We start from the raw sequence: 23,988 nt of genomic DNA, 5'->3' as shown, positions 1-23,988 counted from the left end.
GTACGACCGCATCTGACGGACCGTCAATCGGTGGGGGCCGGCCGGGTCCGGGGCTTCGGTGACTGGGCCCGAGGGCGACCTCAGGGTGTCGGGCCCTGCTGGCAGCGGGGGCACCAGTAGGTGGGGCGGCCGTCCTGGAGGGCCTCGCGGACGGGGGTGCCGCAGCGCAGGCAGGGGCGGCGCGTGCGGCCGTAGACGAAGAGGTCCTGGCCGGGGCGGCGGCTGCCGGTCGTGTTGCGCGGGCCCGGCCGCTCGCCGGTGTTGGCTGACAGCAGCCGGTGGGCGGCGGCGGCCAGCCGGGGGAGATCGGACTCGGGGAGCGCGCCGACCGGGGTCCACGGGGTGACCTGGGCCAGGAAGCAGAGCTCGGCCTTGTAGATGTTGCCGATTCCGGCGAGGTTGCGCTGATCGAGCAGGGCCTCGCCGAGAGCGCGCTCGGGGGCGGCGAGGAGGTGGGCGGCGGCGAGGGCCGGGTCCCAGTCAGGGCCGAGGAGGTCGGGGCCGAGGTGGCCCACGGCCCGGTTCTCCTCGGCGGTGCGGATCAGCTCCAGCACGGGGAGGCGGTAGCCGACGGCGGTGTGGTCGGCCGTGCCGAGGACGGCCCGGATCTCGTGGGCGGGGCCGCCGCGCCACTTCTCGCCGGAGGCGAAGACGTGCCAGGCACCGTCCATCCGCAGGTGGCTGTGCAGGGTGAGGCCGCCCTCGAAGCGGGCGAGGAGGTGCTTGCCTCGCGGGGTGACGTCGAGGGTGACGCGGCCGGTGAGGTCGGCGGTGGCGAAGCGGGGGACGCGCAGGTCGCTGCGGGTGAGTACGCGGCCCGCGAGGGCGGTGTGGAGCCGGGTCGCCACGCGCCGGATGCTGTCGCCTTCGGGCATGGCTACATTGTGCCGCCGCTCGCCCCCTGTCCGGCGCGCCCCGCTCCGCGCGAAGTCCGCGGTCTGCCCGGGCGCGCTCCGCGCGGGGTCGGGCAGACCACATCCCCGCCCCCGGAACGTGTCAGGGGGACAGCCCCGCTGCCGCGGTCCGCCGGGGCGCTCCGCGCCGGGTCGGAAGACCGCGACCCGGGCCGGGTGCCCGGGGGCGGGTGCCCGGGGCGGCGCTGCCGCGGTCCGTGCGGGGCCGGCCGCCCCGGGGCCCGCGCTCGTGCCGGGTCCGGGCGGGTGCCGCGGAGACCGGCGGTGGGGCTACTTCCAGGTGATGCCCTTGCTGTTGCTCGTCGCGTTGTACGGGTTGCCCCAGTACTCGGCGCCGGCGACCTTCACCTGGGCCGACGGGGCGAGGGCTATCGCGCAACTGGTCTGGGTCTGGCCGTTGGCGAAGCCCTTCGGCATGGACTCGTCCTTGCACTTCTCGAACTTACCGATGACCGCAAGGCTCTGAGCCTCGGTGCCGTCCCCGAGCAGGCCCCTGACGTGGCCGACCGAGGCGTACGACATGTCCGTGGTGCCGATGTTCTTGACCGTGTAGCGGATGTAGTACGGGACCTTGCCGTTCGCCTTGTCGCCGAGCTTCAGTCCCTCCAGGTCGGCGGGCGTGCCCTGCTCGATCGCGGTGACGGTGAGGGCGAGCCGGCTGCCCTTGAAGTCTCCGTAGTCGTACGGGATCTCCGCGGCCTCGCCGATCTTGAAGACCTGGCCCGGCTTCGCCGTGCCCGGGGCGCCGGCGGGAGCCGCGCTCCCGTCGGCGGAAGGGCTGGCCGAGGCGCCGGGGGCGGGCGGGGTGCTGCCGGGGCCGGACGCGGCCGGCTGTGCCGGGAGCTCTTCGTCGCCGCTCTTGCAGCCGGTCAGGACCAGGCTGCCGACGACGGCCAGACCGACCGCGCCCAGGGCGGTGTTGCGCATGCTGATGGTGCTCACTCTTCTCGTCCCCCATGACTGCGCATTGCCAGTGCAATGCCTGTGATCATCTTGATAAAGGATCAATAAGGGGATCGGCCAGCCAGCAGGCGATCGGCGACGGGTTTGTGACAAGTTCAGGACGCCGGTGGCACAGTCGGGACCGTTCGGGCGGTCAGGAGCGCAGGCGCAACCCCCTCGGCGTGGCGTGGAAGCCGGCCGCCTCCAGGGCCGGGCCCAGGGGAGAGGTCAGGGCCGCCGTCGCGTTGATCCGTTCCACCGTGAGGGACGGGAGCGTGCCCGCGCGGGAGGCGTCCGCCAGGGCGGCCGTGGCCGCCGCGAGCCGGGGGTCCTCCGGGGCGGGCCAGGCCAGCAGGGTCTTGCCGCCGCGCTCCAGGTACAGGACGAGCTCCCCGTCCACCAGGACCACCAGCGAGCCCGCCTTGCGGCCCGGCTTGTGGGTGGCCCCGGCCGGGGGCTCGGGCCAGGGCAGGGCCGCCCCGTACGCGTTCGCCGGATCGGCGGCCGCCAGCACCACCGCCGCCAGCGGGGGCGGGGTCCGCTCGGCGGCCCGGAGCCGGTCCACCGCGCCGTCCATCGCGAACTGGGCCGCGCCCAGTCCTTCGACCACATAGCCCCGGCGGGCCTGGCCACTGTCCTCGAAGGCCGACAGGACGCGGTAGACCGCGCTGAAGCCGCCCTCCACCCCTTCCGCGGCGACCGCCCCGCGGGTCACCACCCCGTGCCGGTCCAGCAGGGTGCGGGCCAGCGCATGGGCCCGGTGCGTCGGGTCGGGGGCCGCGGCCGGCAGCAGGGACCAGCGCCCGGAGACCGTGGGCGGGCCGGTACGGGACACGGTCGCGCTGAGCGTGCCGTACCGGCCGCGGGGGACGGTGCGCCGGGCCCGGTGGGCCGTCGAGCCTGCCGTGCGGCCCGAACCGAGCAGCGAGCGCAACGGGGCCAGGGTGTCGTTGGTGAGCCGGCCCGACCAGGCCAGATCCCATACCGCCTCGGAGAGGGCGACATCGGACACCTCGGGAAACTCGCCGCGGATCGACTGCGCGATCTGCCGGAAGAACAGGCCGTACCCGCCCGCCAGCGACGCCAGGACCGCCTGGTGGAGGGGGCTCTGCTCCAGCGGGTGCGGCGGGGGCAGCAGCATCGGGGCCGCCTCGGCCAGGTAGAGCGAGATCCAGCCGTCCTTGCCCGGGAGCGCCCCGGCGCCCGCCCAGACCACCTCGCCCGCGGTCGTCAGTTCGTCCAGCAGGCCCGGGGAGTAGCCGCTCACCCGCGACGGGAGGATCAGGCGTTCCAGCGCGGAGGCCGGGACCGGGGCGCCCTGGAGCTGTTCCACCGCCCGGGCCAGCCCGTCGAGGCCGCGCAGGGCTCCGCCCAGGTGCTGCCACTGCGGGAGGAAGGTGGCCAGCGAGGTCGGCGGCACCGGCTCCAGCTCCTGGCGGAGCGCGGCGAGGGAGCGGCGGCGGAGCCTGCGCAGCACCGTCGCGTCGCACCACTCCTGGCCGATGCCCGCCGGGTGGAACTCGCCCTGCACGACCCGGCCGGCCGCGGCCAGCCGGTGCAGGGCGCCCTCGGTCACCGCCGCGCCCAGGCCGAAGCGGGCGGCGACGGCGGCCGTGGTGAAGGGCCCGTGGGTGCGGGCGTACCGGGCCAGCAGGTCCCCGAGCGGGTCCTTGACCGGCTCGGTGAACGCCTCGGGGACACCGACGGGCAGTGCCGTGCCCAGCGCGTCCCGCAGCCGGCCCGCGTCCTCGATCGCCGCCCAGTGGTCCGCGCCGCCGATCCTGACCGGGATGGCGCGGCGGGCCGCGGCGAGCTCGCGGGCCCAGGCCGGATCCGCCCCGCGCTCGGTCAACTGGTCCTGCGTCAGCGGGCCCAGCAGCCGCAGCAGGTCGGCCACCGACTCGGGATCCTTGGCCCGCCGGTCCTCCGTGAGCCACTGGAGCTCCCGCTCCAGCTCCTCCAGCACCTGCGCGTCGAGGAGTTCGCGCAGCTCCGCCTGGCCGAGCAGCTCGGCCAGCAGCCGGGAGTCCAGCGACAGCGCGGCCGCCCTGCGCTCGGCCAGAGGCGAGTCGCCCTCGTAGAGGAACTGGGCCACGTACCCGAAGAGGAGCGAACGGGCGAAGGGCGAGGGCTCCGGGGTGGTGACCTCCACCATCCGCACGCGCCGCGCCTCGATGTCCCCCATCAGCTCGGTCAGGCCGGGCACGTCGAAGACGTCCTGGAGGCACTCCCGTACGGCTTCCAGCACGATCGGGAAGGACCCGAACTCCGAGGCCACCTGGAGCAGCTGGGAGGCGCGCTGGCGCTGCTGCCACAGCGGGGTGCGCCGGCCGGGACTGCGGCGCGGCAGCAGCAGGGCGCGGGCCGCGCACTCGCGGAAGCGGGAGGCGAACAGCGCGGAGCCGCCGACCTGGTCGGTGACGATCTGGTTGATGTCACCGTGGTCGAAGGCGACATCGGCCGCCCCCAGCGGGGCCTGCTCGTCGTCGAACTCGAACCCGTGCGCGGCGGCCGGGTCGTGGTCCAGGAGGTCCATGGACAGCAGGTCCGCATCGGGCAGCCGGAGCACGATCCCGTCGTCGGCGTGCATCACCTGCGCGTCCATGCCGTACTTCTCGGCGAGCCGGGCGCCCAGCGCCAGCGCCCACGGGGCGTGCACCTGCGCGCCGAAAGGCGAGTGGACCACGACCCGCCAGTCGCCCAGTTCGTCGCGGAACCGCTCGACCACGATGGTCCGGTCGTCGGGCACGTGACCGCAGGTCTCGCGCTGTTCGGCGAGGTAGGCCAGCACGTTCTCGGCGGCCCAGGCGTCCAGGCCGGCCGCCAGCAGCCGCAGCCGGGCGTCCTCCTCGCCCATGCCGCCGAGCTCGCGCAGGAACGCGCCGACCGCACGGCCCAGTTCGAGCGGCCGGCCGAGCTGGTCGCCCTTCCAGAACGGCAGCCGGCCCGGCACCCCGGGGGCCGGGGTGACCAGGACCCGGTCGCGGGTGATGTCCTCGATCCGCCACGAGGTGGTGCCCAGGGTGAAGACGTCCCCGATGCGGGACTCGTAGACCATCTCCTCGTCGAGCTCCCCGACCCGGCCGCCGCCCTTCTTGGGGTCGGAGCCCGCGAGGAAGACACCGAACAGACCCCGGTCGGGGATCGTGCCGCCCGAAGTGACCGCGAGGCGCTGGGCACCCGGCCGGCCCGTGACCGTCCCCGCCACCCGGTCCCACACCACACGCGGCCGCAGCTCGGCGAACGCGTCCGACGGATAGCGCCCGGCCAGCATGTCCAGCACCGCAGTGAACGCCGACTCCGGCAGCGCCGCGAAGGGCGCCGCCCGCCGCACCAGGGCGAGCAGGTCGTCCAGCTGCCAGGTGTCCATCGCGACCATCGCGACCAGCTGCTGCGCCAGTACGTCGAGGGGGTTGGACGGCACCCGCAGCGACTCGATCGCCCCCGTGCGCATCCGCTCGGTGACCACCGCCGCCTGCACCAGGTCGCCCCGGTACTTGGGGAAGACCACCCCGGTGGAGACCGCGCCCACCTGGTGCCCGGCCCGGCCCACCCGCTGCAGCCCCGAGGCCACCGAGGGCGGCGACTCCACCTGGACCACCAGGTCCACCGCGCCCATGTCGATCCCCAGCTCCAGGCTGGAGGTGGCGACCACGGCGGGCAGCCGGCCCGCCTTCAGGTCCTCCTCCACCAGCGCCCGCTGCTCCTTGGAGACCGAGCCGTGGTGTGCGCGGGCCAGCAGGGGCGGAGCGCCCAGTGCGGCGCCCGACTGGGCCATGATCTCGGCCGGCGGTTTGCCGTCCGGCAGCTTCTCGCCCATGGCGCGCTCGTACGCGATCTCGTTGAGCCGGTTGCACAATCGCTCGGCGAGCCGCCGGGAGTTGGCGAACACGATCGTCGAGCGGTGCGCCTGCACCAGGTCGACGATCCGCTCCTCCACATGCGGCCAGATCGACGGCTTGTCCCCGCCCTCCTTGCCCTCGGTCGCGGGGGAGCCGCCCAACTCGCCCATGTCCTGCACCGGGACGACCACCGACAGGTCGAACTCCTTGGCCGACGGCGGCTGGACGATCTCCACCTTGCCGCGCGGCGCCAGGTACCGGGCCACCTCGTCCACCGGCCGGACCGTCGCCGACAGCCCGATCCGGCGCGCCGGGCGCGGCAGCAGCTCGTCCAGCCGCTCCAGGGAGAGGGCGAGGTGGGCGCCGCGCTTGGTCCCCGCGACCGCGTGCACCTCGTCCAGGATCACCGTCTCGATCCCGGCCAGGGCCTCCCGGGCCGCCGAGGTCAGCATCAGGAACAGTGACTCGGGCGTGGTGATGAGGATGTCCGGCGGGCGGGTGGCCAGCGTCCGCCGCTCGGCGGGCGGGGTGTCGCCGGAGCGGATCCCGACCCGGATGTCCGGCTCGGGCAGGCCCAGGCGGACCGACTCCTGGCGGATCCCGGTCAGCGGGCTGCGCAGATTGCGCTCCACGTCGACGGCCAAGGCCTTCAGGGGCGATACGTACAGCACGCGGCAGCGCTTCTTCGACTCGGCGGGCGGCGGGGTCGAAGCGAGCCGGTCGAGGGCGGCGAGGAACGCGGCCAGGGTCTTGCCGGAGCCGGTGGGGGCCACCACCAGCACGTCGGAGCCCTCCCCGATCGCCCGCCACGCGCCCTCCTGCGCGGCGGTGGGCGTCACAAAGGCCCCCGTGAACCACGAGCGGGTCGCGGGGGAGAACGAGTCGAGCGCAGCGCCTGCCATGCCCCCATCGTGCACCCGGCCACTGACAACGGGCCGGACCTGGGGAAACGCGCGACCGGGTCGGGGCGCAGAATGGGGGGATGGGGACGGACGGGGGCGCCGACGGGCGCCGGGAGTGGGCACGGCACTGGCAGTACGCCGAACTGCCCGGGCTCGACCTGCTGCGCGCCCACTACGTACGCCACACCTTCCCGCGCCACGCCCACGACGGGTACGTCATCGCGGCCGTCACCGGAGGCATCGAGGAGATCGGGCTCCCCGGGCACGTGGTGCGCGCCGGGCCCGGCAGCGTGGTCCTGATCAACCCCGAGGTGCCGCACACCGCGCGCGCCGGGGTGCCCGAGGGCTGGGCCTACGCCACCCTCTACCCCTCGCGCGACCTGATCGTCGAGGTCGCCGACGAGATCGGCATCCTGCGCGGCACCCCGGGCTTCACCACCGATATGGTCACCGACCCGCAGGGAGCCCGCGCGATCACCGAGATCCACCGGGCCGCCGAGGCGGGCAACGCGCTGGCCGCCGACACGCTGCTGCGAAGCGTGGTCGCGCGGATGCTGACCCGGCACGCCGGACCGCTGCCCGCCCGTACGGTCCGCGGCGCGGGCGGCGCCGACGCGGCGGCCGCCCGGGCCGTACTGCAGGAGCGGATGGCCGACCCGCCGTCGCTGGAGCAGCTCGCGGCGGAGCTGGGTACGAGCCCCTTCGCCCTGCTGCGGGCCTTCCGCGAGCGCTACGGGATGCCGCCCCACACCTGGCTGACCGACGCCCGCGTCCGGCAGGCGCGCCGGCTCCTCGACGCGGGTACGGCCCCCGCGGAGGCCGCCGTCACCGTGGGCTTCACCGACCAGCCACACCTGAACCGGCACTTCACCCGCATCGTGGGCGTCCCACCGGGTGCGTACCGGCGGGAGCGGGTGCTCTAGGGCGCCGGGCGGGCGCAAGAACGTACAAGACCCACTCGGCGGACACCCCGTAGTTTCGGAGCGTGCGAGAGAACCAGCTGGTCACAGAACCAGAGATACGTGAGACACCGGCGCCCGACGAGCGGCCGCGCGCGGCCGTCGTACGCGACGCGCTGGGAGTCGGCGTTGCCGTCGGACTGTCCGGGTTCGCCTTCGGCGTGACCGCCGCCGGGGCCGGCATCAGCACCCTGCAGGCCTGTGTGCTCAGCCTGCTCGTCTTCACCGGCGCCTCGCAGTTCGCGCTGGTCGGGGCGCTCGCGGCGGGCGGGAACCCGTTCACCGCCGCCGCCGGGGCCTTCTTCCTCGGGACCCGGAACGCCTTCTACGGGCTGCGCCTGTCGCAGCTGCTCGAGCTGCCCCGCCCCGTGCGGCCCCTCGCCGCGCACTGGGTGATCGACGAGACCACCGCCGTCGCGCTGGCCCAGCCCGACCGGAAGTCGGCCCGGCTCGGCTTCACCGTCACCGGGCTCACCCTCTACGTGCTGTGGAACCTCACCACCCTGCTCGGCGCGCTCGGCGCCGAGGCCATCGGGGACACCCGGGCGTGGGGCCTGGACGCCGCCGGACCCGCCGTGTTCCTGGCGCTGCTGGCACCGATGCTGAAGACCTCCACCGAACGGGCCGTGGCCGCCCTCGCGCTCGTCCTCGGGCTCGGCTTCCTGCCCGTACTGCCCGCCGGGGTACCCGTGCTGATCGCGGCCCTGGCCGCCCCCGTCGTGCTGTGGATGAAGGGACGCCGCTCGTGAACGTCTGGATCGCCATCGGACTGACCGTCGTCGGCTGCTACGCCGTCAAGCTCGCCGGGCTGCTCGTCCCGGCGGGGGCCCTGGAACGGCCGCTCGTGCGCCGCCTGGCCGCCCTGCTGCCGGTCGCCCTGCTGGCCGCGCTCACCGCCCAGCAGACCTTCAGCACCGGGTCCGCCCTCGTCGTCGACGCCCGCGCCGCCGGGCTCGCGGCCGCCGGGCTGGCGCTGCTGCTGCGCGCGCCGTTCCTGGTCGTGGTCGCGGCCGCCGTCGTCGTCACCGCGGGCGTACGGGCCCTGGGCGGCTGACGTCGGCGGGCAGGCGCCCGTACGCCCGCAGGGTGAGCAGGGCCTCCAGGGTGGCGATCGGCCGCCGCTCCAGCGAGCTGCCCGGAGCCCAGGCCCGCCGGCGCACCGGCCAGCCGCCGTCCGGCTGCTGCTCGGAGGCCAGGAAGTCCAGTGAGCGGCGCAGCTCCGCGTCGGTGAACCAGCCGCGGGCCAGCGACTCCGGCCGCCGGGCGAAGTCGTGCGGGTACAGCCGCTCGCCCGGCGCGTAGCCGGGGGCCTCCGGGTACTCCGCCCGCCGCACCGGATCGAGCACCACGAGCTTCTGCTCGCGCACCAGCCGGCCCAGCCGGTCGGCGGCCGCCGCCGCGCGCGCCCGGTCGGGGATGCCGTCGAGGAAGGCCACCGCGCTCTGGACCTCGTACGGGTGGGAGTGGCGCAGGTTCTCGACCCGGTCCCAGCAGAAGTCCGTGGCCCGGAAGAGCCAGGCGTGCCAGACCCGGTTGCGGTGCAGTACGCCGACGACCGGGCCCGTGGTCAGCAGCTCGCCCGGCGGGTCGTCGTGCATCGGGTGGTAGGGGGCCGCGGGATAGTCGCGGGGGGCCGGGAAGACCACCGGAAGCGCGCCGTCCGCGGTGGAGACCCCGGTCAGGTGGCGGCAGAGCCGCTCGATGCGCTGCCCGGCGCAGCGGCCCAGGCTGTCGAGCACGCGCAGCGCGTGCGCGGTGTGCAGCGGCTGGCTGAGCGGACCGCGGAGATCCGGATCGAGTGCGTGACCGTAGCCCCCGTCCGCGTTGAGATACGAACCGAGGGCCGTATCCACCGGGTCGGCGTCCCCGCCGAGGAAGTGGAACGCGAACCGCCGCTGCTCCAGCACGCGGGCCGTGAGCCAGATGAACCCCTCGGCGCGGGCCAGCGGGGCCTGCGGGGCCTGCGGGGGCTGGGGGGGCCGGGGGATCTGCAGGGTCTGGGGGGACGGCTGGGTCTGCGAGGAAGCTTCGTCTCCGGGCATGCGTGCAACCTAGGACGCGGCGGTGCGCCGGGGAGGGCCGAACGCGAGCGGTGCACTCTCCCGGGGCGGGATACTGGGGGCATGCGGTTGACGATTTTCTGGGAGCGGATGGCGGAGCACTTCGGTGCGGGCTACGCCGACTCCTTCGCGCGGGACCACGTCATGACGGAACTGGGCGGACGGACCGTCCACCAGGCGCTGGACGCGGGCTGGGAGGCCAAGGACGTGTGGCGCGCGGTGTGTTCGGCGATGGACGTGCCGGCTTCGCTGCGCTGACCGGCGCGCGGTTTCGCGGTGGCGGGCGCGGGTGGGACAGACTTGGCGCCGTGGCAGCCAGCGAAGAGACGACCGATCAGTCCGCCGACGCGCGGGGAGTGACACCGGCGGTGCAGGCGGAGGAGCCGGGATCGCCGGGCCGGCCGGGTGCGCCGGACCGGCCGGGTCCGCCCGCGCCGCCGGCTGGCGCGGCTCCCGCCCCGGACGATGCGCGCATGCCGCGCTGGCTGCCGCGCGCCGTGATCCTCGTACTGGCCCTCGTGGCCTGTTTCCAGCTCGGCAGCTGGGCCTTCCACCAGCTGATAGGCCTCCTCGTCAACATCCTGATCGCGTTCTTCCTCGCGCTCGCGATCGAACCGGCGGTGGCCAGGATGGCGGCCGGCGGCATGCGCCGAGGGGTCGCCACCTTCGTGATGTTCCTCGCGGTGCTCGTCGTGACCGCCGGCTTCCTCGCGCTGCTCGGCTCGCTGCTCGCCGGGCAGATCGTCGCCATGGTCGAGGGCTTCCCGGGCTATCTCGACTCGGTGATCAAAGCGATCAACTCCACCTTCCACACCGAACTGTCCCGGCTGGAGATCCAGGAGAGCGTGCTGCGCTCCGACTGGCTGCGCAAGTACGTGCAGAACAGCGCGTCCGGCGTGCTCGACGTCTCCGCCACCGTGCTCGGCGGACTCTTCAAGCTGCTGACGATCGGGCTGTTCTCCTTCTACTTCGCCGCCGACGGACCGAGGCTGCGGCGCGCGCTGTGCTCCGTACTGCCGCCCGCGAAGCAGGCCGAGGTGCTGCGCGCCTGGGAGATCGCGGTCGCCAAGACGGGCGGGTACCTCTACTCGCGCGGGCTGATGGCTCTGATCTCCGGTGTCGCGACGTACATCGTGCTGGCGGTCCTCGGGGTGCCGTACGCGCCCGCGCTCGCCGTGTGGGTGGGGCTGGTCTCGCAGTTCGTCCCCACCATCGGCACCTACCTCGCGGGCGCGCTGCCGGTCCTGCTCGCCTTCACCGTGGACCCCTGGTACGCGCTGTACGTACTGGGCTTCGTGGTGATCTACCAGCAGTTCGAGAACTACGTCCTGCAGCCGAAGCTGACCTCGAGGACCGTGGACATCCATCCGGCGGTGGCCTTCGGATCGGTCATCGCGGGCACCGCCCTGCTGGGCGCGGTCGGGGCGCTCATCGCGATCCCCGCCGTCGCCACGCTGCAGGCCTTCCTGGGCGCGTACGTCAAGCGCTACGAACTGACCCAGGACGCGGATTCCTCTACTTCTCGTCCGCGACGACGCGTACGACTTCCAAGGCTTCGCTGACGGTCGTCTCGACGGCGGCCTTGTCCAGACCGAGGCCGCTCAGCGGGCCCTCGCCGTTCTCCAGCTCCAGGAGCGCGAGCAGGACGTGCTCCGTGCCGACGAAGTCGTGGCCGAGGCGCAGGGCCTCGCGGAAGGTGAGCTCGAGGACCTTCTTGGCGGACGCGTCGAAGGGGACCAGGTCGGGGACCTCCGGCTGCGCCGGGGGCAGCAGGGCGGTCACGGCGGCGCGCACGTCGTCCGCCGCGACCCCTTGGGCGCGCAGGGCGTACCCGGCGAGGCCCTCGGGTTCGGCGAGGAGGCCCAGGACCAGGTGCTCGGTGCGGATCTCGGTGTTGCCGGCGGCGCGGGCCTCGTTCTGGGCGGTCATGACGATGTTGCGGGCGCGGGGGGTGAAGCGGCCGAAGCCGGCGTTCGGGTCGAGGCCGCCGGCACCCTCCTTGTCCGCCTTGGGGACGAAGCGCTTCTGGGCCGCCTGGCGGGTGACGCCCATGCTGCGGCCGATGTCGGTCCAGGAGGCACCGGAGCGGCGGGCCTGGTCGACGAAGTGGCCGATGAGGTGGTCCGCGACGTCCCCGAGAGCCTCTGCCGCGACGACGGCGCCACTGAGCTGCTCCAGGGGGTCGGTGTGGACCTTGTTGATGGCCTCGATCAGGTCGTCGAGGCGTACCGGATTGGTCATGCGAACGGGTTCCACCGAAGGGTTCGTCATAGCGCAACCGTAGGTTGACACTTCGGTGAGCGTCAACCCTGGGTTGTCACTCGGGCGGGATGTTCGTGGGCGTGGGGCCGCGGTGCCATCCTGAGGAGGAGAAGAGAGTCCCGGAGGCCGCCATGGGGTTCTACGCCGAGCCGGCGGTTCCGCGGAGCCTCGCCGTCGCCTGCGGGGCCAGGACGGCCCGGCCGCTGCGCCGCCGGGTCTGCGCGGGGCTGGCGGGCGAGGTCGTGGAGATCGGCTTCGGCGCGGGGTGCAACGCCCCCTTTTATCCGCAGGACGACCGGCGTCTCGGCGGTCGAGCCGTCCGACGTCGCGTGGCGGCTGGCCGCGGCACGCGTGCGCGACGCCCGCGTGCCGGTCCGGCGGGCCGGCCTGGACGGCCAGTCGCTGCCCTTCGGGGACGGCGGTTTCGACTCCGCGCTGTCCACCTGGACGCTGTGCACCATCCCGGACGCCGTGGCCGCCCTGCGCGAGCTGCGCCGCGTACTCAGGCCCGGCGGGACGCTGCACTTCGTCGAACACGGGCTCGCCCCGGAGGGCGACCGGCGCGTACGCCGCCTGCAGCGACGGCTGGAGCCCCTGAACATGCGGCTCCTGGGCGGCTGCCACCTCACCCGCCCCGCCCCGGAGCTGCTGGCGGCGGCGGGATTCACGATCACCGCCCTCGACGTCTTCTACGAGGAGGGCGCGCCGAAGTTCCTGTGCGCCGAATCCCTCGGGACGGCGATCTCCCTCTGACCGGCGACCCGTCACGAATCCATCACGAGGGGCACGGGCCCGGAGCGTCCCTGGCAGCATCGGTCGGACCGATCCAGGGGGGTTCCAGGTTCCATGAGATTCCGTGTGCGTGTCCCCGCGGCGACCCGCGTCACCGCCGTCGTCACCGTCGCAGCCGTCTCGCTGTTGCTCGGAGGCTGTTCCCAGACCCCGGCCGAGCGGCTGGAGGAGTGGTACAGCTCGGGGGGCGAGGCCCAGATCCGGAAGCTGAACGAGGACGCCGGCCGGGTCAACGAGGTGAGCATGCGCACAATCGACGTCCAGGGACCCGCCTGCCAGGACCTGCTGGCCCAGACCGCCAAGGCCGAGAAGCTCGACCCGATCCCGGACGAAGCCGCCCAGCGGTACTGGAAGGAGGCCCTCGGCGGATTCAGGCGGGGGGCGGGCGAATGCGCCGACGGGGCCGCGAAGAAGGACGGGAGCCAGGTTTCCCGGGGCATCACGGGGGTCCAGACGGAAGGCCTCCCCAAGCTGGTGAACACCGTCACGATGATCAAGGCGGCCCTGGCGCACAAGTGACGGAGCCGGCGCAGCCGACGGAGCTCTTGTCAGAGGCTGTTGCTAGCTTCCGCCGAGTGCCGGTACCGGACGGCCCGGTCATCGTGTCGGTCCCGGCGCGGGGTGCTGCCTACCCTGCTCGCATGGCTCATGCGAAGACCTCCTATGTCTGCCTGCCCTGCCGGGCCTCGTACAAGCAGCCTTACGACCTTTACGACAGGGACCGGGAGCGGATCTGTCCGCGGTGTGCGGGCACCCTGGTCCATGCGGGCTCGGCCTTCGCCGTGCCGCGGCGCCGGGACGCCGCGGCATGGCGGACGCTCGGCGTGCTGCTGAACGCGGGCGTGCGTTTCCACAAGAGCTGCTGCGGCGGACCGGGTTACCGGCCGCGCACCCTGCACGAGGTGCGAGAGCGGATGACCTACGCGAAGCGGACCGGCAGGCCCTTCGCGGAGGCGCTCGTACTGCGCGACCTGCCGTGACCGGGCAGGCCGGGCAGGCCGGGCAGGCCGGGGAGATCGGGTACGGCGACACCCTGGCGCGGCTCGTGACGCCGCCGGCCGTACCCATCGACGCCCGTGGCGACTGGGACGCCGCCGAGGCCGCGGTCGGGGTGCGGCTGCCCGACGACTACAAGCGGCTGGTCGCCACCTACGGATGGGGGGAGTTCTGCGACTTCCTCTACCTGCGGACACCGTTCGGCACGAGCGAGTACAACGGCATCGAGTGGCAGCGCACCTACCCGCCGGGATCGCCCGATCCGGACACCGAGCGCTACCCGCACCCGCTGCACCCGGCGCCGGGCGGCCTGCTGGTCTGGGGCACCACCATGGACGCCGATCGGCTGTGCTGGCTCACCGACGGGGAGCCGGGGGAGTGGCCCGTCGTCGTGTGGAGCAGCGAAGGCTGGTACGAGACGCACCGCACGGGCGCGGCCGGGTTCATCGAGGGCTGGGCCGCCGGCCGCATCCGCTCCGGCCTGCTCGGCGCCATGGAGCCGGACCTGGCACCCTGGTTCAACGCCTTCCGGCCACGCGTCGACCGGTGCCTGCGGCTGTCCGAGGGGCCCTTGCCCCACGAAGAGCGCCTGAGGCTCCTGCGTGCGGCACTGGCCCCCACCACGGACCGGGGCACGTGGCGGTCGGAGCACGACGAGATGGGGCAGGACCATTTCGCGACTGTCGACACCGACTGGCTGCTCACCTACGACGCGTCCCGCCCCCACCAGATCCGGATCGGCTTCCCGCCCGAGGACTCGGAGCAGGTCCGCCGACGGCTCTACGCCGCCGCCGAGCTCATGGAATGCCGGGTGCTGGAGGTCCTGACCGCGGCGGGGACCCCGCTGGTGGCCTGGGACACGGTCACGGACGAGGACGACTAGGTCGCCTCTTCCGGCAAGATCCGCAAGATCCGCAAGAGACGGCCTGGGTCGGCGGGGCGGCCGGGTGAGCGTGGCGCGCTTGACAGGGAAATCGAACATCCATTCTGATGAGTTATCCACAGCCGAAACGCTCGTGGAGGCGCATTGTCAGTGGCAGGCATTAGCGTCAGTGACGTGAAGCGATCGACTCAAGCAAACCGGGTGGAACCCATGGCAGGCACCGACCGCGAGAAGGCTCTCGACGCCGCTCTCGCACAGATTGAACGGCAATTCGGCAAGGGTGCGGTCATGCGCCTCGGCGACAAGCCGAACGACCCCATCGAGGTCATCCCCACCGGGTCGACCGCGCTGGACATCGCCCTCGGCGTCGGCGGGCTGCCCCGCGGCCGTGTGATCGAGGTGTACGGCCCGGAGTCCTCCGGTAAGACGACCCTGACCCTGCACGCCGTGGCCAACGCGCAGAAGGCCGGCGGCACCGTCGCCTTCGTGGACGCCGAGCACGCGCTCGACCCCGAGTACGCGAAGGCCCTCGGCGTCGACACCGACAACCTCATCCTGTCGCAGCCGGACACCGGCGAGCAGGCACTGGAGATCGTGGACATGCTGGTCCGCTCCGGTGCCCTCGACCTGATCGTCATCGACTCCGTGGCGGCCCTCGTGCCGCGCGCGGAGATCGAGGGTGAGATGGGCGACTCGCACGTCGGTCTCCAGGCCCGCCTGATGAGCCAGGCGCTCCGGAAGATCACCGGTGCGCTCAACCAGTCCAAGACCACCGCGATCTTCATCAACCAGCTCCGCGAGAAGATCGGTGTGATGTTCGGCTCGCCCGAGACCACCACCGGTGGTCGCGCGCTGAAGTTCTACGCCTCCGTGCGCCTCGACATCCGCCGCATCGAGACCCTCAAGGACGGCACGGACGCGGTCGGCAACCGCACCCGCGTCAAGGTCGTCAAGAACAAGGTCGCGCCCCCGTTCAAGCAGGCCGAGTTCGACATCCTCTACGGCCAGGGCATCAGCCGCGAGGGCGGCCTGATCGACATGGGCGTGGAGCACGGCTTCGTGCGCAAGGCAGGCGCCTGGTACACGTACGAGGGCGACCAGCTCGGCCAGGGCAAGGAGAACGCCCGCAACTTCCTGAAGGACAACCCCGACCTCGCCAACGAGATCGAGCGGAAGATCAAGGAGAAGCTGGGCGTGGGTGTCCGCAAGGACGCCGCCGCCGAAGCCGGTACGGGCGCGGCCGACGCCGCGGCCACCGCCGTGCCCGCCCCGGCATCGAAGGCCAAGACGACGGCCAAGGCCGCCGTGGCCAAGAGCTGACCCGTGCGGGAGCAGGAAGGGGGCGGCGAGCGCCGGGGCGGCCGTGAGGGCCGTTCGGAGCTGCCGCCCCAGAGCCCCGAGGAGCAGGCGCGGGCGATCTGTCTGCGCCTGCTCACCGGGAGCCCGCGTACCCGGCGCCAGCTCGCGGACGCCCTGCACAAGCGGGGCATCCCCGAGGAGGTGTCGCAGCAGGTCCTCTCCCGGTACGAGGAGGTGGGCCTGATCGACGACGCGGCCTTCGCCGGTGCCTGGGTCGAGTCCCGGCACCGCGGCAGGGGCCTGGCCCGCCGGGCGCTGGCCCAGGAGCTCCGGACCAAGGGGGTGCACGCCACCCTCGTGGAGGAGGCCCTGGAGCTGCTGGACTCCGACCAGGAGGAACAGACCGCCCGGGAACTCGTGGAGCGCAAGCTCCGCTCCACCCGGGGCCTGGAGCGGGACAAGCGGATCCGGCGCCTCGCCGGGATGCTCGCCCGCAAGGGATACCCGGAGGGCATGGCCCTGCGGGTGGTGCGCCGCGCCCTGGAGACGGAGGGCGAGGACGCCGACGACCTCGGGTACCCGGGGGAGTGAGACGGTGGGCCCGGGGTGGGGGTAGCCCCCGGGACCGGACGCCTGGATACGCCAGTGTCAGGCGCCGCGCACGGCGGCAGAGTTGGCCGCATGATGCTGCGTTACGCCCTTCAGACCGTCAGGGACCGCAAGGCCGGTTTCCTCGGCGCCTTCGTCGCACTGCTGTGCGCGGCCGCCCTCGTCACCGCCTGCGGGACGCTCCTGGAAACGGGACTCCGCGGAAAGATCGGTACCGAGCGCTACGCGGCCACGCCGATCCTCGTCTCCGCCGACCAGAACGTCCACGAGACCACGGTCAAGGAGAAGAAGGGCGGCCGGACCAAGACCAAGCACAAGGCCAAGCCCGTCGCCGAGCGGGCCTGGCTCCCCGCCGCCACCGTGGACACGGTCCGCGCCGTGCCCGGCGTCGAACGGGCCGTCCCCGAGCTCACCTTCCAGGCCGTCCCCCTGCTCAAGGGCCCCGGCGGGCCGGTGCCCTCGTACGGGCACGCCTGGACATCCGCCGCACTGACCCCCTTCACCCTCTCCGAGGGCCGCGCGCCGCAGAGCGGCGGCGAGGTCGTCGTCGACCGTGCGCTGGCCGCCCGCGCCGGGCTGAAGCCCGGCTCCGAGCTCGCCGTACAGTCCACCGGCGAACCCAGGACGTACCGGGTCAGCGGGGTCGCGACGACGGACCGGGGCGGCCCCGCCCAGCAGAGCGCGCTCTTCTTCAGCGACGACGAGGCCCAGCGGCTCGCGGCCCGCGACGGCCAGGTCAGCGCCGTCGGAGTGCTGCCCGCACCGGGTGTCGGCGCCGCCGAGCTCGCCGCCCGCGTCGAGCGGGCGCTGCGGGGCACCACCGCGCAGGTCGCCACCGGCGACGAGCGCGGCCCCGTCGAATTCCTCGACGCCGCCGGCGCCCGCATCAAGCTGGTCTCCATGGGCGGTGCGATGGGCGGCACCTCGCTGCTCGTCGCGATCCTCGTGGTCGTCGGCACCTTCGCACTCTCCGTCCAGCAGCGCTACCGCGAACTCGCCCTGCTGCGGGCCATCGCCGCCACCCCGGGACAGCTACGGCGCATGATCGGCCGGGAAGCGCTGCTCGTCGGCCTGGCCGCCGGCGTCGCCGGAGCGCTCGCCGGGCTGCCGCTCGCCGCCTGGCTCCACGGCCGGTTCGTCGACAGCGGGGTCGTCCCCGTCACCCTGGAGCGCACCGCCGGCATCTTCCCGATGTTCGCGGCCGTCGCCGCCAGCCTGCTCGGAGCCTGGGCCGCCGCCCGGATCACCGGCCGCCGGATCGCCCGGATCCGCCCGGCCGAGGCGCTCGCCGAAGCCGCCGTCGAGCGGCGGCGGCCCGGCTGGATCCGCAGCGTGCTCGGCGTGCTGCTGCTGGCGGGCGGGGCGGTGCTGGTCGTCGTGCTCGGCTCGCTGCGCACCGAGCCGGCCTCCACCCCGGTCACCTTCCTCGCCGTGGTGGTACTGGCCGGGGCGGTCTCGCTGCTCGGCCCGCTGCTCGTACGGGGCGCCACCGCGCTGTTCGCCGGACCACTGCGGCTGGCCGGCCCCGGCGGCCACCTGGCCACCGCCAACCTGCGCGGGAACGCCACGCGCATGGCCTCCGCCGTCACCCCGCTCGCGCTGCTGATCGGCATGACCTGCACCGTGCTGTTCATCACCCCGACGCTCGGGGACGCCGCCCGGGCCCAGGCCCGCGACGGGATCCGGGCCCAGTGGGTCCTGGCCGCGCAGGGTCCCGGGGTCACGCGGGAGGCCGCTGAGACGATCCGGCGTACCCCGGGGGTCACGGCGGCCACCGAGATCGTGCACACGTCGGTACGGGTGGGGCTGACGAAGTACGCCGCGCAGGGCGTGACCCCGGCCGGGCTGACCCGGACCTGGGACCCCGAGGTCACCGGCGGCAGCCTGGACGGCTTCGGCGAGGGGAGCGCGGCGGTGAGCGAACTCGCCGCCGACCAGCTGGGGCTGAAGCCGGGAAGCCCGCTGAAGCTGACGCTGGGGGACGGAACCCCGGTCACGCTGACGGTCTCGGCCGTGTACGCGCGGGGGCTCGGCTTCGGCGATCTGACGCTGCCGCACGGGCTGGTGGCCGCGCACGCGGACAATCCGCTGGCCGGCGGTGTGCTGGTGGCGGCGGAACCGGGTTCGGGGACCGGACGGGAGCAACTGGCCGCAGCGGTACGGTCGTTCCCGGGCGTACAGGTCCTGTCCGCGGCGGACGCCGACGCGGCACGGGCGCAGCGGCAGGACGCCGGGGCGGAGATCAACCTGCTGGCGATGGGGCTGGTGCTGGCCTTCACCGCGATCGCGGTGGTGAACACGCTCGCGATGTCGACCGCCGAGCGGTTCCGGGAGTTCGCGATTCTGAGGCTGGCCGGGGCCAAGCGCCGGCAGGTGCTGCGGATGCTGCGGACGGAGGCGCTGGCGGTGGTCCTGATCGGGACGGCGCTGGGGTCGGGAATCGCGCTGGCGGTACTGACCGCGTTCAGCGTGGGCATGACGGGGGCGGCGGCGCCCGCGGTGCTGCCGGTGGCTTACGCGGCGGTGGTGGGCGTGGCCGGGGTGCTCGCCCTGGCAGCCACTGCCCTCCCGGGCCGGGTGGCGTTGCGGGTACCTCCGGTGGACGTCGCCACGGCGAAGGCGTAGCCCCCGAAGCCCCGCGCCTCAAACGCCGCCGGGGCTGGATCTTCCAGCCCGTCCGGCGTTTGAGGACCGGGTCCGGGCGGAGCCCGGAGAGCTCAGGCGGGTGAGACCGGGAAGCCGCAGGACTTCCAGGCCTGGAAGCCGCCGGTCAGGTCCGTGGCGCGGTGCAGGCCCAGGGCGTGGAGCGAGGCCGCGGCGAGGCTGGACGCGTAGCCCTCGTTGCAGATCACCACCACCTGGAGGTCGTGGCTCGTGGCTTCGGGGAGGCGGTGGCTGCCCCGGGGGTCCAGGCGCCACTCCAGCTCGTTGCGCTCGACCACCACCGCGCCCGGGATCAGCCCGTCCCGCTCGCGCAGCGCCTGGTAGCGGATGTCCACCAGGAGGGCCCCGGCGCGGGAGGCGGCGTACGCCTCCCGCGCATCCACGCGGGTGTAGCCCGCGCGGACCCGCTCCAGCAGCTCGTCGATGCCGGCCGGGGCGCTCACTGCCAGTCCGCCGGACGCTCGACGTGCTCCAGGCTGAGCACCGGGCCGCTGCGGCTGTAGCGTCGGATCAGCGGGAGCGGCGGGTAGTAGGCGTGCACGGAGATCGCGTGCTCGGCCTGCGATTCGTTGAAGACCTCGTGCACGTGGTGTTCCCGGAAGGCTCGCCCCGAGCCCGCGGCCAGTGTGCGGCGCCGGTCGATGTCGGGGGCCAGTTCCAGGGACTTCCAGCCCTCCGAGGGCAGGCGTACGGCCAGCGAGTGCTCGGTGAGCCGGCCCCGGGCGGTGGCGAACGCGCCCCGCGATTCGGCGTGGTCGTGCCAGCCGGTGCCGGTGCCCGGCGGCCAGCCGATCAGCCACGCCTCGCTGCCGCCCGGCCCGTCCAGCCGGATCCAGGTGCGGCCCTCGGGATCGAGCGGCAGCGAGGCCACGACCGCGGGGTCGGCCGCCGTGCGGAGGGCGAAGTCGAGGAGCTCGGCGGCCGTGGGGCCCCCGGCCGCGGAGCCGGTCTCCGGGGCGTACGAGGGTGCGGATACGGGTGCAGTCATGAAGGGGGACCGTTCCTGGGTTCGCGGAGGTGCGCGCAGGCCGGTGGACGGCACGGGGCGCGCGGAGGGAAGGGCGAATCAGCAGGAAGGGCGACACACGCAGCCCGCGTAGCGGAGCAGGTCCATATGGACCCTCCGCCACAGGCGTACGTCGTTGCCGGTCATTCCGCGAGTGAACCACGGAGTCCCGGAGACGGTCAATCGATCACCACGGTCGGTGTCGGTGACGGCGCCGGCTTGGAGGCCGTGCTCGCCGTGGAGGGCGTCGGCACCCGGGACGCGGGCGCGCCCGCCCGGACCGTGTCCGCCGCCTCGTACAGCTCCGCCGGGCGGACCCCCGCGAAGGTCGCCGCCAGGTGCCCGTCCGGCCGCACCAGCAGCACGGTGTGCGCCGGGGCCCCCGGGTAGCTGTCCGCGACCAGCAGGTCGGTGCGGACCGGGAGGGCGCTCACCGCCGCCGCGAGGCGGGGCATCAGCCCGGCGCCGAGCCAGTGTCGCCGGTCCCACACCCCGGTGCCGGGAGCCACCAGGACCGCCAGCAGCCGGCCCTGCCCGAGGAGGTCCCGCAGGGGCACGGTCGCCCCGTCGGGTGCGGTCACCGGGACATTGGCCACCGGGCCGCCCGGCTCCGTGGCCGTCGGCACCTCCCGGACGGCGACCGGTGGCGCGTACGTGGGTTCCGCGCCCAGCGGCCCGCGCCCCAGGTGGCCGTCGGTGAGCAGGGATTCGGCGGAGCGCGCGGCTCCGGGGAGGTAGGTGCGCAGGCCGCCGCCGGCCCGCAGCGACGGGATCGCCTGGTCGGCCGCGCGCAGCCGGGAGGCGACCGCGGTGCGCCGCTCGCTCTCGTAGCTGTCGAGCAGGGCCTCGGAGGCTCCCTGGTGCCAGGCCAGGGAGAGCTTCCACGCCAGGTTCTCGGCGTCCCGGAGCCCCTCCTCCACGCCCTGGGTGCCGAGCGCGCCCAGCAGGTGGGCGGCGTCTCCGGCGAGGAAGGCGCGGCCGTCGCGCCAGCGGCGGGCGAGGCGGTGGTGCAGGGTGTGGACCCCGGTGTCGATGAGGTCGTACGGGGGTGTCGTGCCGCCGCACCACACCGCGAGGGTGTCGCGGATCAGGGTCACCAGCGCATCGGGAGTCACGAGTTCCCCGCGGGGCGGGAGCAGCCAGTCCAGCCGCCACACCCCGTCGGGCAGCGGCCGCGAGGTGACCTCCTGGGGCGGGCTCCGGTGCAGCAAGGCCTCGCCGGGCCAGGGCAGTTCGGTGCGCAGCGCGGCCACGGCGTGCCGCTCCACGGCGGTGCGGCCCGGGAAGCGGATGCCGAGCAGCTTGCGCACGGTGGAGCGGGCACCGTCGCAGCCGACCAGGTAACTCCCGCGCCACCAGGTGGTTTCGGCGCCCCGGGTGTGCGCGGTGACGCCCCGGCCGTCCTGCTCCAGGGAGTCCAGTTTGCTGTCGGTGACCAGCTGGACGAGCGGATGGGCCGTGGCGGCGTGGCGCAGTCCGCGCGTCAGCGCGTGCTGCGGTACGTGCAGCGGGGCCGGGTGCTCCTCGAAGGTGATCCGCCGGTCGGGCCGGCTGCGGCGCATCGTGCGCCAGGCGGCGAAGTACGCCCCTTCGTCGCGCAGCGTCGTACAGCCCAGCCGGTGCGCCATGGCCGCCGTTTCGGCGTGCAGGACGACGGTGCGGGCCGGGCGGACCTCTTCCTTGCCGGGCCCTTCGTCGAGCACGACGGAGGGCACGCCCGCAGCCGCCAGGGCGAGCGACAGGGACAGCCCGACGGGCCCCGCGCCGACGACGATCACCGGGTCCATGGCGCGGCTCCCGATGTCCGGTATGTGATCACAGAACGTATGCAACCCACTGTAGGTGCCTGCGTCAAGTGACGCCGGTCCGGCGGGCAGTATCCGGAGTCGATGATTCCGAACAGTGTATGGCTTGCGACCGCACTCCAAAGACAGGCGTGGCCGCTCAGTCGAACTCTGGGCAGGAATGGCTTCAAGTGGACGTCGATTATCGGCCGGACAGTCGCTCCAGTGGGTCTTTTTGCTGGTCGATCGCGCGATATCCGGACACTTATGGCTGTCGATTGACGGATTCAGGTGCCGGAATCCATCCATTGATTTTCGGCATGCTCAAGTGAAGCTCAAGAGATCGGTATTTGCTTGCGCGGATTCGCTGGGCATGGAATTGTCGATGGTGCGCAAGGGGCGGGAAACTCCCTGCGTGTGCAAGGGGGTGTGAGTTCGGTCCCCGTGACATGGCAGACGCCACATGAGTCTGTCACCGATGAAGGGTAAAGAGGTTGCTGAAGGATATTCGCCTTCGTGCTGCCGCCGCTCCGGCGGTCGGCTTGCTTATGGTCGGCGTATTCTCGCTCGGTGCGGCTACAACTGCATCTGCTGCCACGCTGGCGCGCCCCAGCGGGTGCCACTACGAGACCCCTGGAAAGTGGGGGGCTGTCGCATGGTGCGACAACCATAACGGCGGCTCGTACCGGGTGAACGCCATATGTAAGGACGAGGAGACCGGGAAGGAGGAGTGGTGGTTCGGTCCATGGAAGCAGCGCGGGACTTCAATTGGCTACTGCCAAGGGTCCTATCGTGCAATCTCCGCAGGAATTGAGACCTCGCCTCGCAACAACACCTGAGTACAGTCAAAGCGTTCCAGGAAGGATCGGATAAATGAAGAAGAAGATGTTTGCGGCGTTGATCGCTGCTGGGGCGATGGCAGGCATCGGACTCCAGGGGACGGCTTCTGCGGCCCCTGCGGGCTGGCCTACGGGGTGCACGAGCTGGAAGGTCCCCGAGAGTAACGGAATTGCAGCCTCCTGTGATGGCGGCAGCGGCGGAAGGTGGAAGGCGTCCGCCTTATGCCAGCCGTGGAACGGCGACCCGGTCGTGACTGTTGACGCCGTTGCTTGGAGCCGTGACAGTGTATCGTTCGCTTTCTGCCCGCCGTACACGCTTGTCAAGAGCGGCTCGTTCTGGACCAGGTCCTACTAGTCGAATCACTCACTGGCACCTGATTGCATAGCCTGCGTCAATAGCCTATGAGTAGTCGATTGAATGTGGTGTCCCATCGCGTCTTCCGATGGGACACCACGCTGCCTTGCATTCCCCCGCCGCATGGTCCCTGGTTGTGCTCAGACCGTGAGGTCGCCCACAAGGACCAGTGCCGTCATTCTCTTTGCTGCACGTGACGCTGACGATGACCTGGCTGTGTAGAGGAACCGACGGTAGGGGTGATCAAATCGAGCGTGCGTTTTTGAGTCGCCGTGCATTGCCTGGGTCGGTCGACAGTCCGATGCTGCTGCCCGCGCCCATCCTCATATGGAGGGCTGATCTGGCGCAGACGGATGAGGAGTGGACCGCGTCAACTGGGTGCGGCAACAAGGATGGCGCTGTCCTGGTAGGTTCCACGCCGCAGGCAGTGGTCCGCTGGCTGGCTCGATTCGGGAGTGCCGCATTGCGGGTCTGAAAGACATGCCGCGTTCGGGCCGCACTCGGACGGGGACGAACGAGCAGGTTGCCGCTCTGGTCTCCAGACGCCGGAGTCGCCGAGGAGCGCGACGCCCGGGTCCACCCGGCCCATGGGAAGAGTGACCGGATGTCGAAGTCGACGCTGTCGCGGAGGGGCGCTGCAGGGGTGTTCGTACGGCGGACGGCCGGGCGAGCGCCATGGCATCACCACCCCGCCGGATGGTCCTGAAGCCCTACACCTGGATTGGGCCACAGAGCTGGCACCCGCACGTGCGTCAGGTGATGCAGGACCCGAGCATGCGTGTGGTGGGGGGGGGGGGGGGAGGGGCCCCCCCCCCCCCCCCCCCCCCCTCCCCCCCCCCTGGGTGAGCAGCGGTGCCCCCGCACCCTCCCCGACCCTCTT

21 protein-coding genes are annotated in these 23,988 nt (G+C 73.0%); 12 read left to right on the top strand and 9 right to left on the bottom strand.

What is annotated here, in order from left to right:
- Positions 1-80: 80 nt before the first annotated feature.
- From ACZ573_RS14035 to ACZ573_RS14025, 3 genes are all read right to left on the bottom strand, one after another.
- Positions 81-875: an Fpg/Nei family DNA glycosylase gene (locus tag ACZ573_RS14035; protein ID WP_471303267.1), complete on the bottom strand. Its 795-nt coding sequence runs from the start codon at positions 873-875 to the stop codon at positions 81-83.
- Positions 876-1,184: 309 nt separating this feature from the next.
- A complete protein-coding gene (locus ACZ573_RS14030; protein WP_471303264.1) occupies positions 1,185-1,856 on the bottom strand; it encodes a hypothetical protein in 672 nt (223 codons plus the stop codon).
- A 154-nt stretch (positions 1,857-2,010) separates the two neighbouring features.
- Positions 2,011-6,600 (bottom strand): ATP-dependent helicase, encoded by a 4,590-nt coding sequence (locus tag ACZ573_RS14025; protein WP_471303262.1) that lies wholly within the window; start codon positions 6,598-6,600, stop codon positions 2,011-2,013.
- Positions 6,601-6,680: 80 nt separating this feature from the next.
- On the opposite strand from ACZ573_RS14025, the gene ACZ573_RS14020 reads away from it, so the two are divergent.
- From ACZ573_RS14020 to ACZ573_RS14010, 3 genes are all read left to right on the top strand, one after another.
- The gene (locus ACZ573_RS14020; RefSeq protein WP_471303260.1) at positions 6,681-7,523 is read left to right on the top strand and encodes an AraC family transcriptional regulator; all 843 of its coding nucleotides are present in this window, start codon (positions 6,681-6,683) and stop codon (positions 7,521-7,523) included.
- Between the two features lie 95 nt (positions 7,524-7,618).
- Positions 7,619-8,308, top strand: a complete 690-nt coding sequence (locus ACZ573_RS14015; protein WP_471303342.1) for an AzlC family ABC transporter permease — start codon at positions 7,619-7,621, stop codon at positions 8,306-8,308.
- Positions 8,305-8,613: an AzlD domain-containing protein gene (locus ACZ573_RS14010; RefSeq protein ID WP_030010743.1), complete on the top strand. Its 309-nt coding sequence runs from the start codon at positions 8,305-8,307 to the stop codon at positions 8,611-8,613. The genes ACZ573_RS14015 and ACZ573_RS14010 overlap by 4 nt, the downstream gene beginning before the upstream one ends.
- Here ACZ573_RS14010 and ACZ573_RS14005 read toward each other — a convergent pair.
- Positions 8,582-9,601 (bottom strand): hypothetical protein, encoded by a 1,020-nt coding sequence (locus ACZ573_RS14005; protein ID WP_471303257.1) that lies wholly within the window; start codon positions 9,599-9,601, stop codon positions 8,582-8,584. The genes ACZ573_RS14010 and ACZ573_RS14005 overlap by 32 nt on opposite strands.
- An 81-nt stretch (positions 9,602-9,682) precedes the next feature.
- On the opposite strand from ACZ573_RS14005, the gene ACZ573_RS14000 reads away from it, so the two are divergent.
- Both ACZ573_RS14000 and ACZ573_RS13995 read left to right on the top strand, forming a co-directional pair.
- Positions 9,683-9,877 (top strand): DUF3046 domain-containing protein, encoded by a 195-nt coding sequence (locus ACZ573_RS14000; protein ID WP_030154244.1) that lies wholly within the window; start codon positions 9,683-9,685, stop codon positions 9,875-9,877.
- A 215-nt stretch (positions 9,878-10,092) separates the two neighbouring features.
- The gene (locus tag ACZ573_RS13995; protein ID WP_471303255.1) at positions 10,093-11,181 is read left to right on the top strand and encodes an AI-2E family transporter; all 1,089 of its coding nucleotides are present in this window, start codon (positions 10,093-10,095) and stop codon (positions 11,179-11,181) included.
- Here ACZ573_RS13995 and ACZ573_RS13990 read toward each other — a convergent pair.
- Positions 11,135-11,890: a Clp protease N-terminal domain-containing protein gene (locus ACZ573_RS13990; protein WP_471303252.1), complete on the bottom strand. Its 756-nt coding sequence runs from the start codon at positions 11,888-11,890 to the stop codon at positions 11,135-11,137. The two genes, ACZ573_RS13995 and ACZ573_RS13990, sit on opposite strands and share 47 nt — an antisense overlap.
- A gap of 87 nt (positions 11,891-11,977) precedes the next feature.
- On the opposite strand from ACZ573_RS13990, the gene ACZ573_RS13985 reads away from it, so the two are divergent.
- From ACZ573_RS13985 to ACZ573_RS13955, 7 genes are all read left to right on the top strand, one after another.
- Positions 11,978-12,634 carry a class I SAM-dependent methyltransferase gene (locus ACZ573_RS13985; RefSeq protein ID WP_471303340.1) on the top strand — a complete coding sequence of 219 codons (657 nt, stop codon included), beginning with the start codon at positions 11,978-11,980 and terminating at the stop codon, positions 12,632-12,634.
- A gap of 93 nt (positions 12,635-12,727) precedes the next feature.
- Positions 12,728-13,192 carry a hypothetical protein gene (locus tag ACZ573_RS13980; protein ID WP_471303250.1) on the top strand — a complete coding sequence of 155 codons (465 nt, stop codon included), beginning with the start codon at positions 12,728-12,730 and terminating at the stop codon, positions 13,190-13,192.
- Positions 13,193-13,314: 122 nt separating this feature from the next.
- A complete protein-coding gene (locus ACZ573_RS13975; protein ID WP_471303248.1) occupies positions 13,315-13,653 on the top strand; it encodes a deoxyxylulose-5-phosphate synthase in 339 nt (112 codons plus the stop codon).
- Positions 13,650-14,552: an SMI1/KNR4 family protein gene (locus tag ACZ573_RS13970; protein WP_471303246.1), complete on the top strand. Its 903-nt coding sequence runs from the start codon at positions 13,650-13,652 to the stop codon at positions 14,550-14,552. Before ACZ573_RS13975 ends, ACZ573_RS13970 begins: the two co-directional genes overlap by 4 nt.
- Before the next feature lie 210 nt (positions 14,553-14,762).
- Positions 14,763-15,872, top strand: a complete 1,110-nt coding sequence (gene recA, locus ACZ573_RS13965) for a recombinase RecA (RefSeq protein WP_471303244.1) — start codon at positions 14,763-14,765, stop codon at positions 15,870-15,872.
- 3 nt (positions 15,873-15,875) lie between these two features.
- The gene (recX, locus tag ACZ573_RS13960; protein WP_301366004.1) at positions 15,876-16,442 is read left to right on the top strand and encodes a recombination regulator RecX; all 567 of its coding nucleotides are present in this window, start codon (positions 15,876-15,878) and stop codon (positions 16,440-16,442) included.
- 90 nt (positions 16,443-16,532) lie between these two features.
- Positions 16,533-19,085 carry an FtsX-like permease family protein gene (locus ACZ573_RS13955; RefSeq protein ID WP_471303242.1) on the top strand — a complete coding sequence of 851 codons (2,553 nt, stop codon included), beginning with the start codon at positions 16,533-16,535 and terminating at the stop codon, positions 19,083-19,085.
- A gap of 92 nt (positions 19,086-19,177) precedes the next feature.
- Here ACZ573_RS13955 and ACZ573_RS13950 read toward each other — a convergent pair whose 3' ends face one another.
- The 4 genes from ACZ573_RS13950 to ACZ573_RS13935 form a co-directional block, all read right to left on the bottom strand.
- Positions 19,178-19,573, bottom strand: coding sequence for a rhodanese-like domain-containing protein (locus ACZ573_RS13950; RefSeq protein WP_471303336.1), 396 nt, complete (start codon positions 19,571-19,573; stop codon positions 19,178-19,180).
- Positions 19,564-20,112: a cupin domain-containing protein gene (locus tag ACZ573_RS13945; protein ID WP_471303239.1), complete on the bottom strand. Its 549-nt coding sequence runs from the start codon at positions 20,110-20,112 to the stop codon at positions 19,564-19,566. The genes ACZ573_RS13950 and ACZ573_RS13945 overlap by 10 nt, the downstream gene beginning before the upstream one ends.
- A 78-nt stretch (positions 20,113-20,190) precedes the next feature.
- A complete protein-coding gene (locus tag ACZ573_RS13940) occupies positions 20,191-20,277 on the bottom strand; it encodes a putative leader peptide (protein ID WP_311318651.1) in 87 nt (28 codons plus the stop codon).
- A gap of 32 nt (positions 20,278-20,309) precedes the next feature.
- Entirely contained in the window at positions 20,310-21,917 is a 1,608-nt protein-coding gene (locus ACZ573_RS13935; protein ID WP_471303237.1) for an FAD-dependent monooxygenase, read from the bottom strand.
- Positions 21,918-23,988: the final 2,071 nt, after the last annotated feature.

This window comes from Streptomyces sp. NPDC040545 (assembly GCF_055595065.1).
Note: the sequence above shows the minus strand (reverse complement) of the source record. Positions and strands in the feature narration are given on the sequence as shown.

What these genes read in the sequence shown, in the direction of transcription:
- ACZ573_RS13940 (WP_311318651.1), bottom strand. Translation starts at nt 20,277, where the DNA reads ATGACCGGCAACGACGTACGCCTGTGGCGGAGGGTCCATATGGACCTG.
- ACZ573_RS14025 (WP_471303262.1), bottom strand. Translation starts at nt 6,600, where the DNA reads ATGGCAGGCGCTGCGCTCGACTCGTTCTCCCCCGCGACCCGCTCGTGG.
- ACZ573_RS13935 (WP_471303237.1), bottom strand. Translation starts at nt 21,917, where the DNA reads ATGGACCCGGTGATCGTCGTCGGCGCGGGGCCCGTCGGGCTGTCCCTG.
- ACZ573_RS14035 (WP_471303267.1), bottom strand. Translation starts at nt 875, where the DNA reads ATGCCCGAAGGCGACAGCATCCGGCGCGTGGCGACCCGGCTCCACACC.
- ACZ573_RS13990 (WP_471303252.1), bottom strand. Translation starts at nt 11,890, where the DNA reads ATGACGAACCCTTCGGTGGAACCCGTTCGCATGACCAATCCGGTACGC.
- recA (WP_471303244.1), top strand. Translation starts at nt 14,763, where the DNA reads ATGGCAGGCACCGACCGCGAGAAGGCTCTCGACGCCGCTCTCGCACAG.
- ACZ573_RS13995 (WP_471303255.1), top strand. Translation starts at nt 10,093, where the DNA reads ATGCCGCGCTGGCTGCCGCGCGCCGTGATCCTCGTACTGGCCCTCGTG.
- ACZ573_RS14020 (WP_471303260.1), top strand. Translation starts at nt 6,681, where the DNA reads ATGGGGACGGACGGGGGCGCCGACGGGCGCCGGGAGTGGGCACGGCAC.
- ACZ573_RS13955 (WP_471303242.1), top strand. Translation starts at nt 16,533, where the DNA reads ATGATGCTGCGTTACGCCCTTCAGACCGTCAGGGACCGCAAGGCCGGT.
- ACZ573_RS14005 (WP_471303257.1), bottom strand. Translation starts at nt 9,601, where the DNA reads ATGCCCGGAGACGAAGCTTCCTCGCAGACCCAGCCGTCCCCCCAGACC.
- ACZ573_RS13980 (WP_471303250.1), top strand. Translation starts at nt 12,728, where the DNA reads ATGAGATTCCGTGTGCGTGTCCCCGCGGCGACCCGCGTCACCGCCGTC.
- ACZ573_RS14000 (WP_030154244.1), top strand. Translation starts at nt 9,683, where the DNA reads ATGCGGTTGACGATTTTCTGGGAGCGGATGGCGGAGCACTTCGGTGCG.
- ACZ573_RS13975 (WP_471303248.1), top strand. Translation starts at nt 13,315, where the DNA reads ATGGCTCATGCGAAGACCTCCTATGTCTGCCTGCCCTGCCGGGCCTCG.
- ACZ573_RS13945 (WP_471303239.1), bottom strand. Translation starts at nt 20,112, where the DNA reads ATGACTGCACCCGTATCCGCACCCTCGTACGCCCCGGAGACCGGCTCC.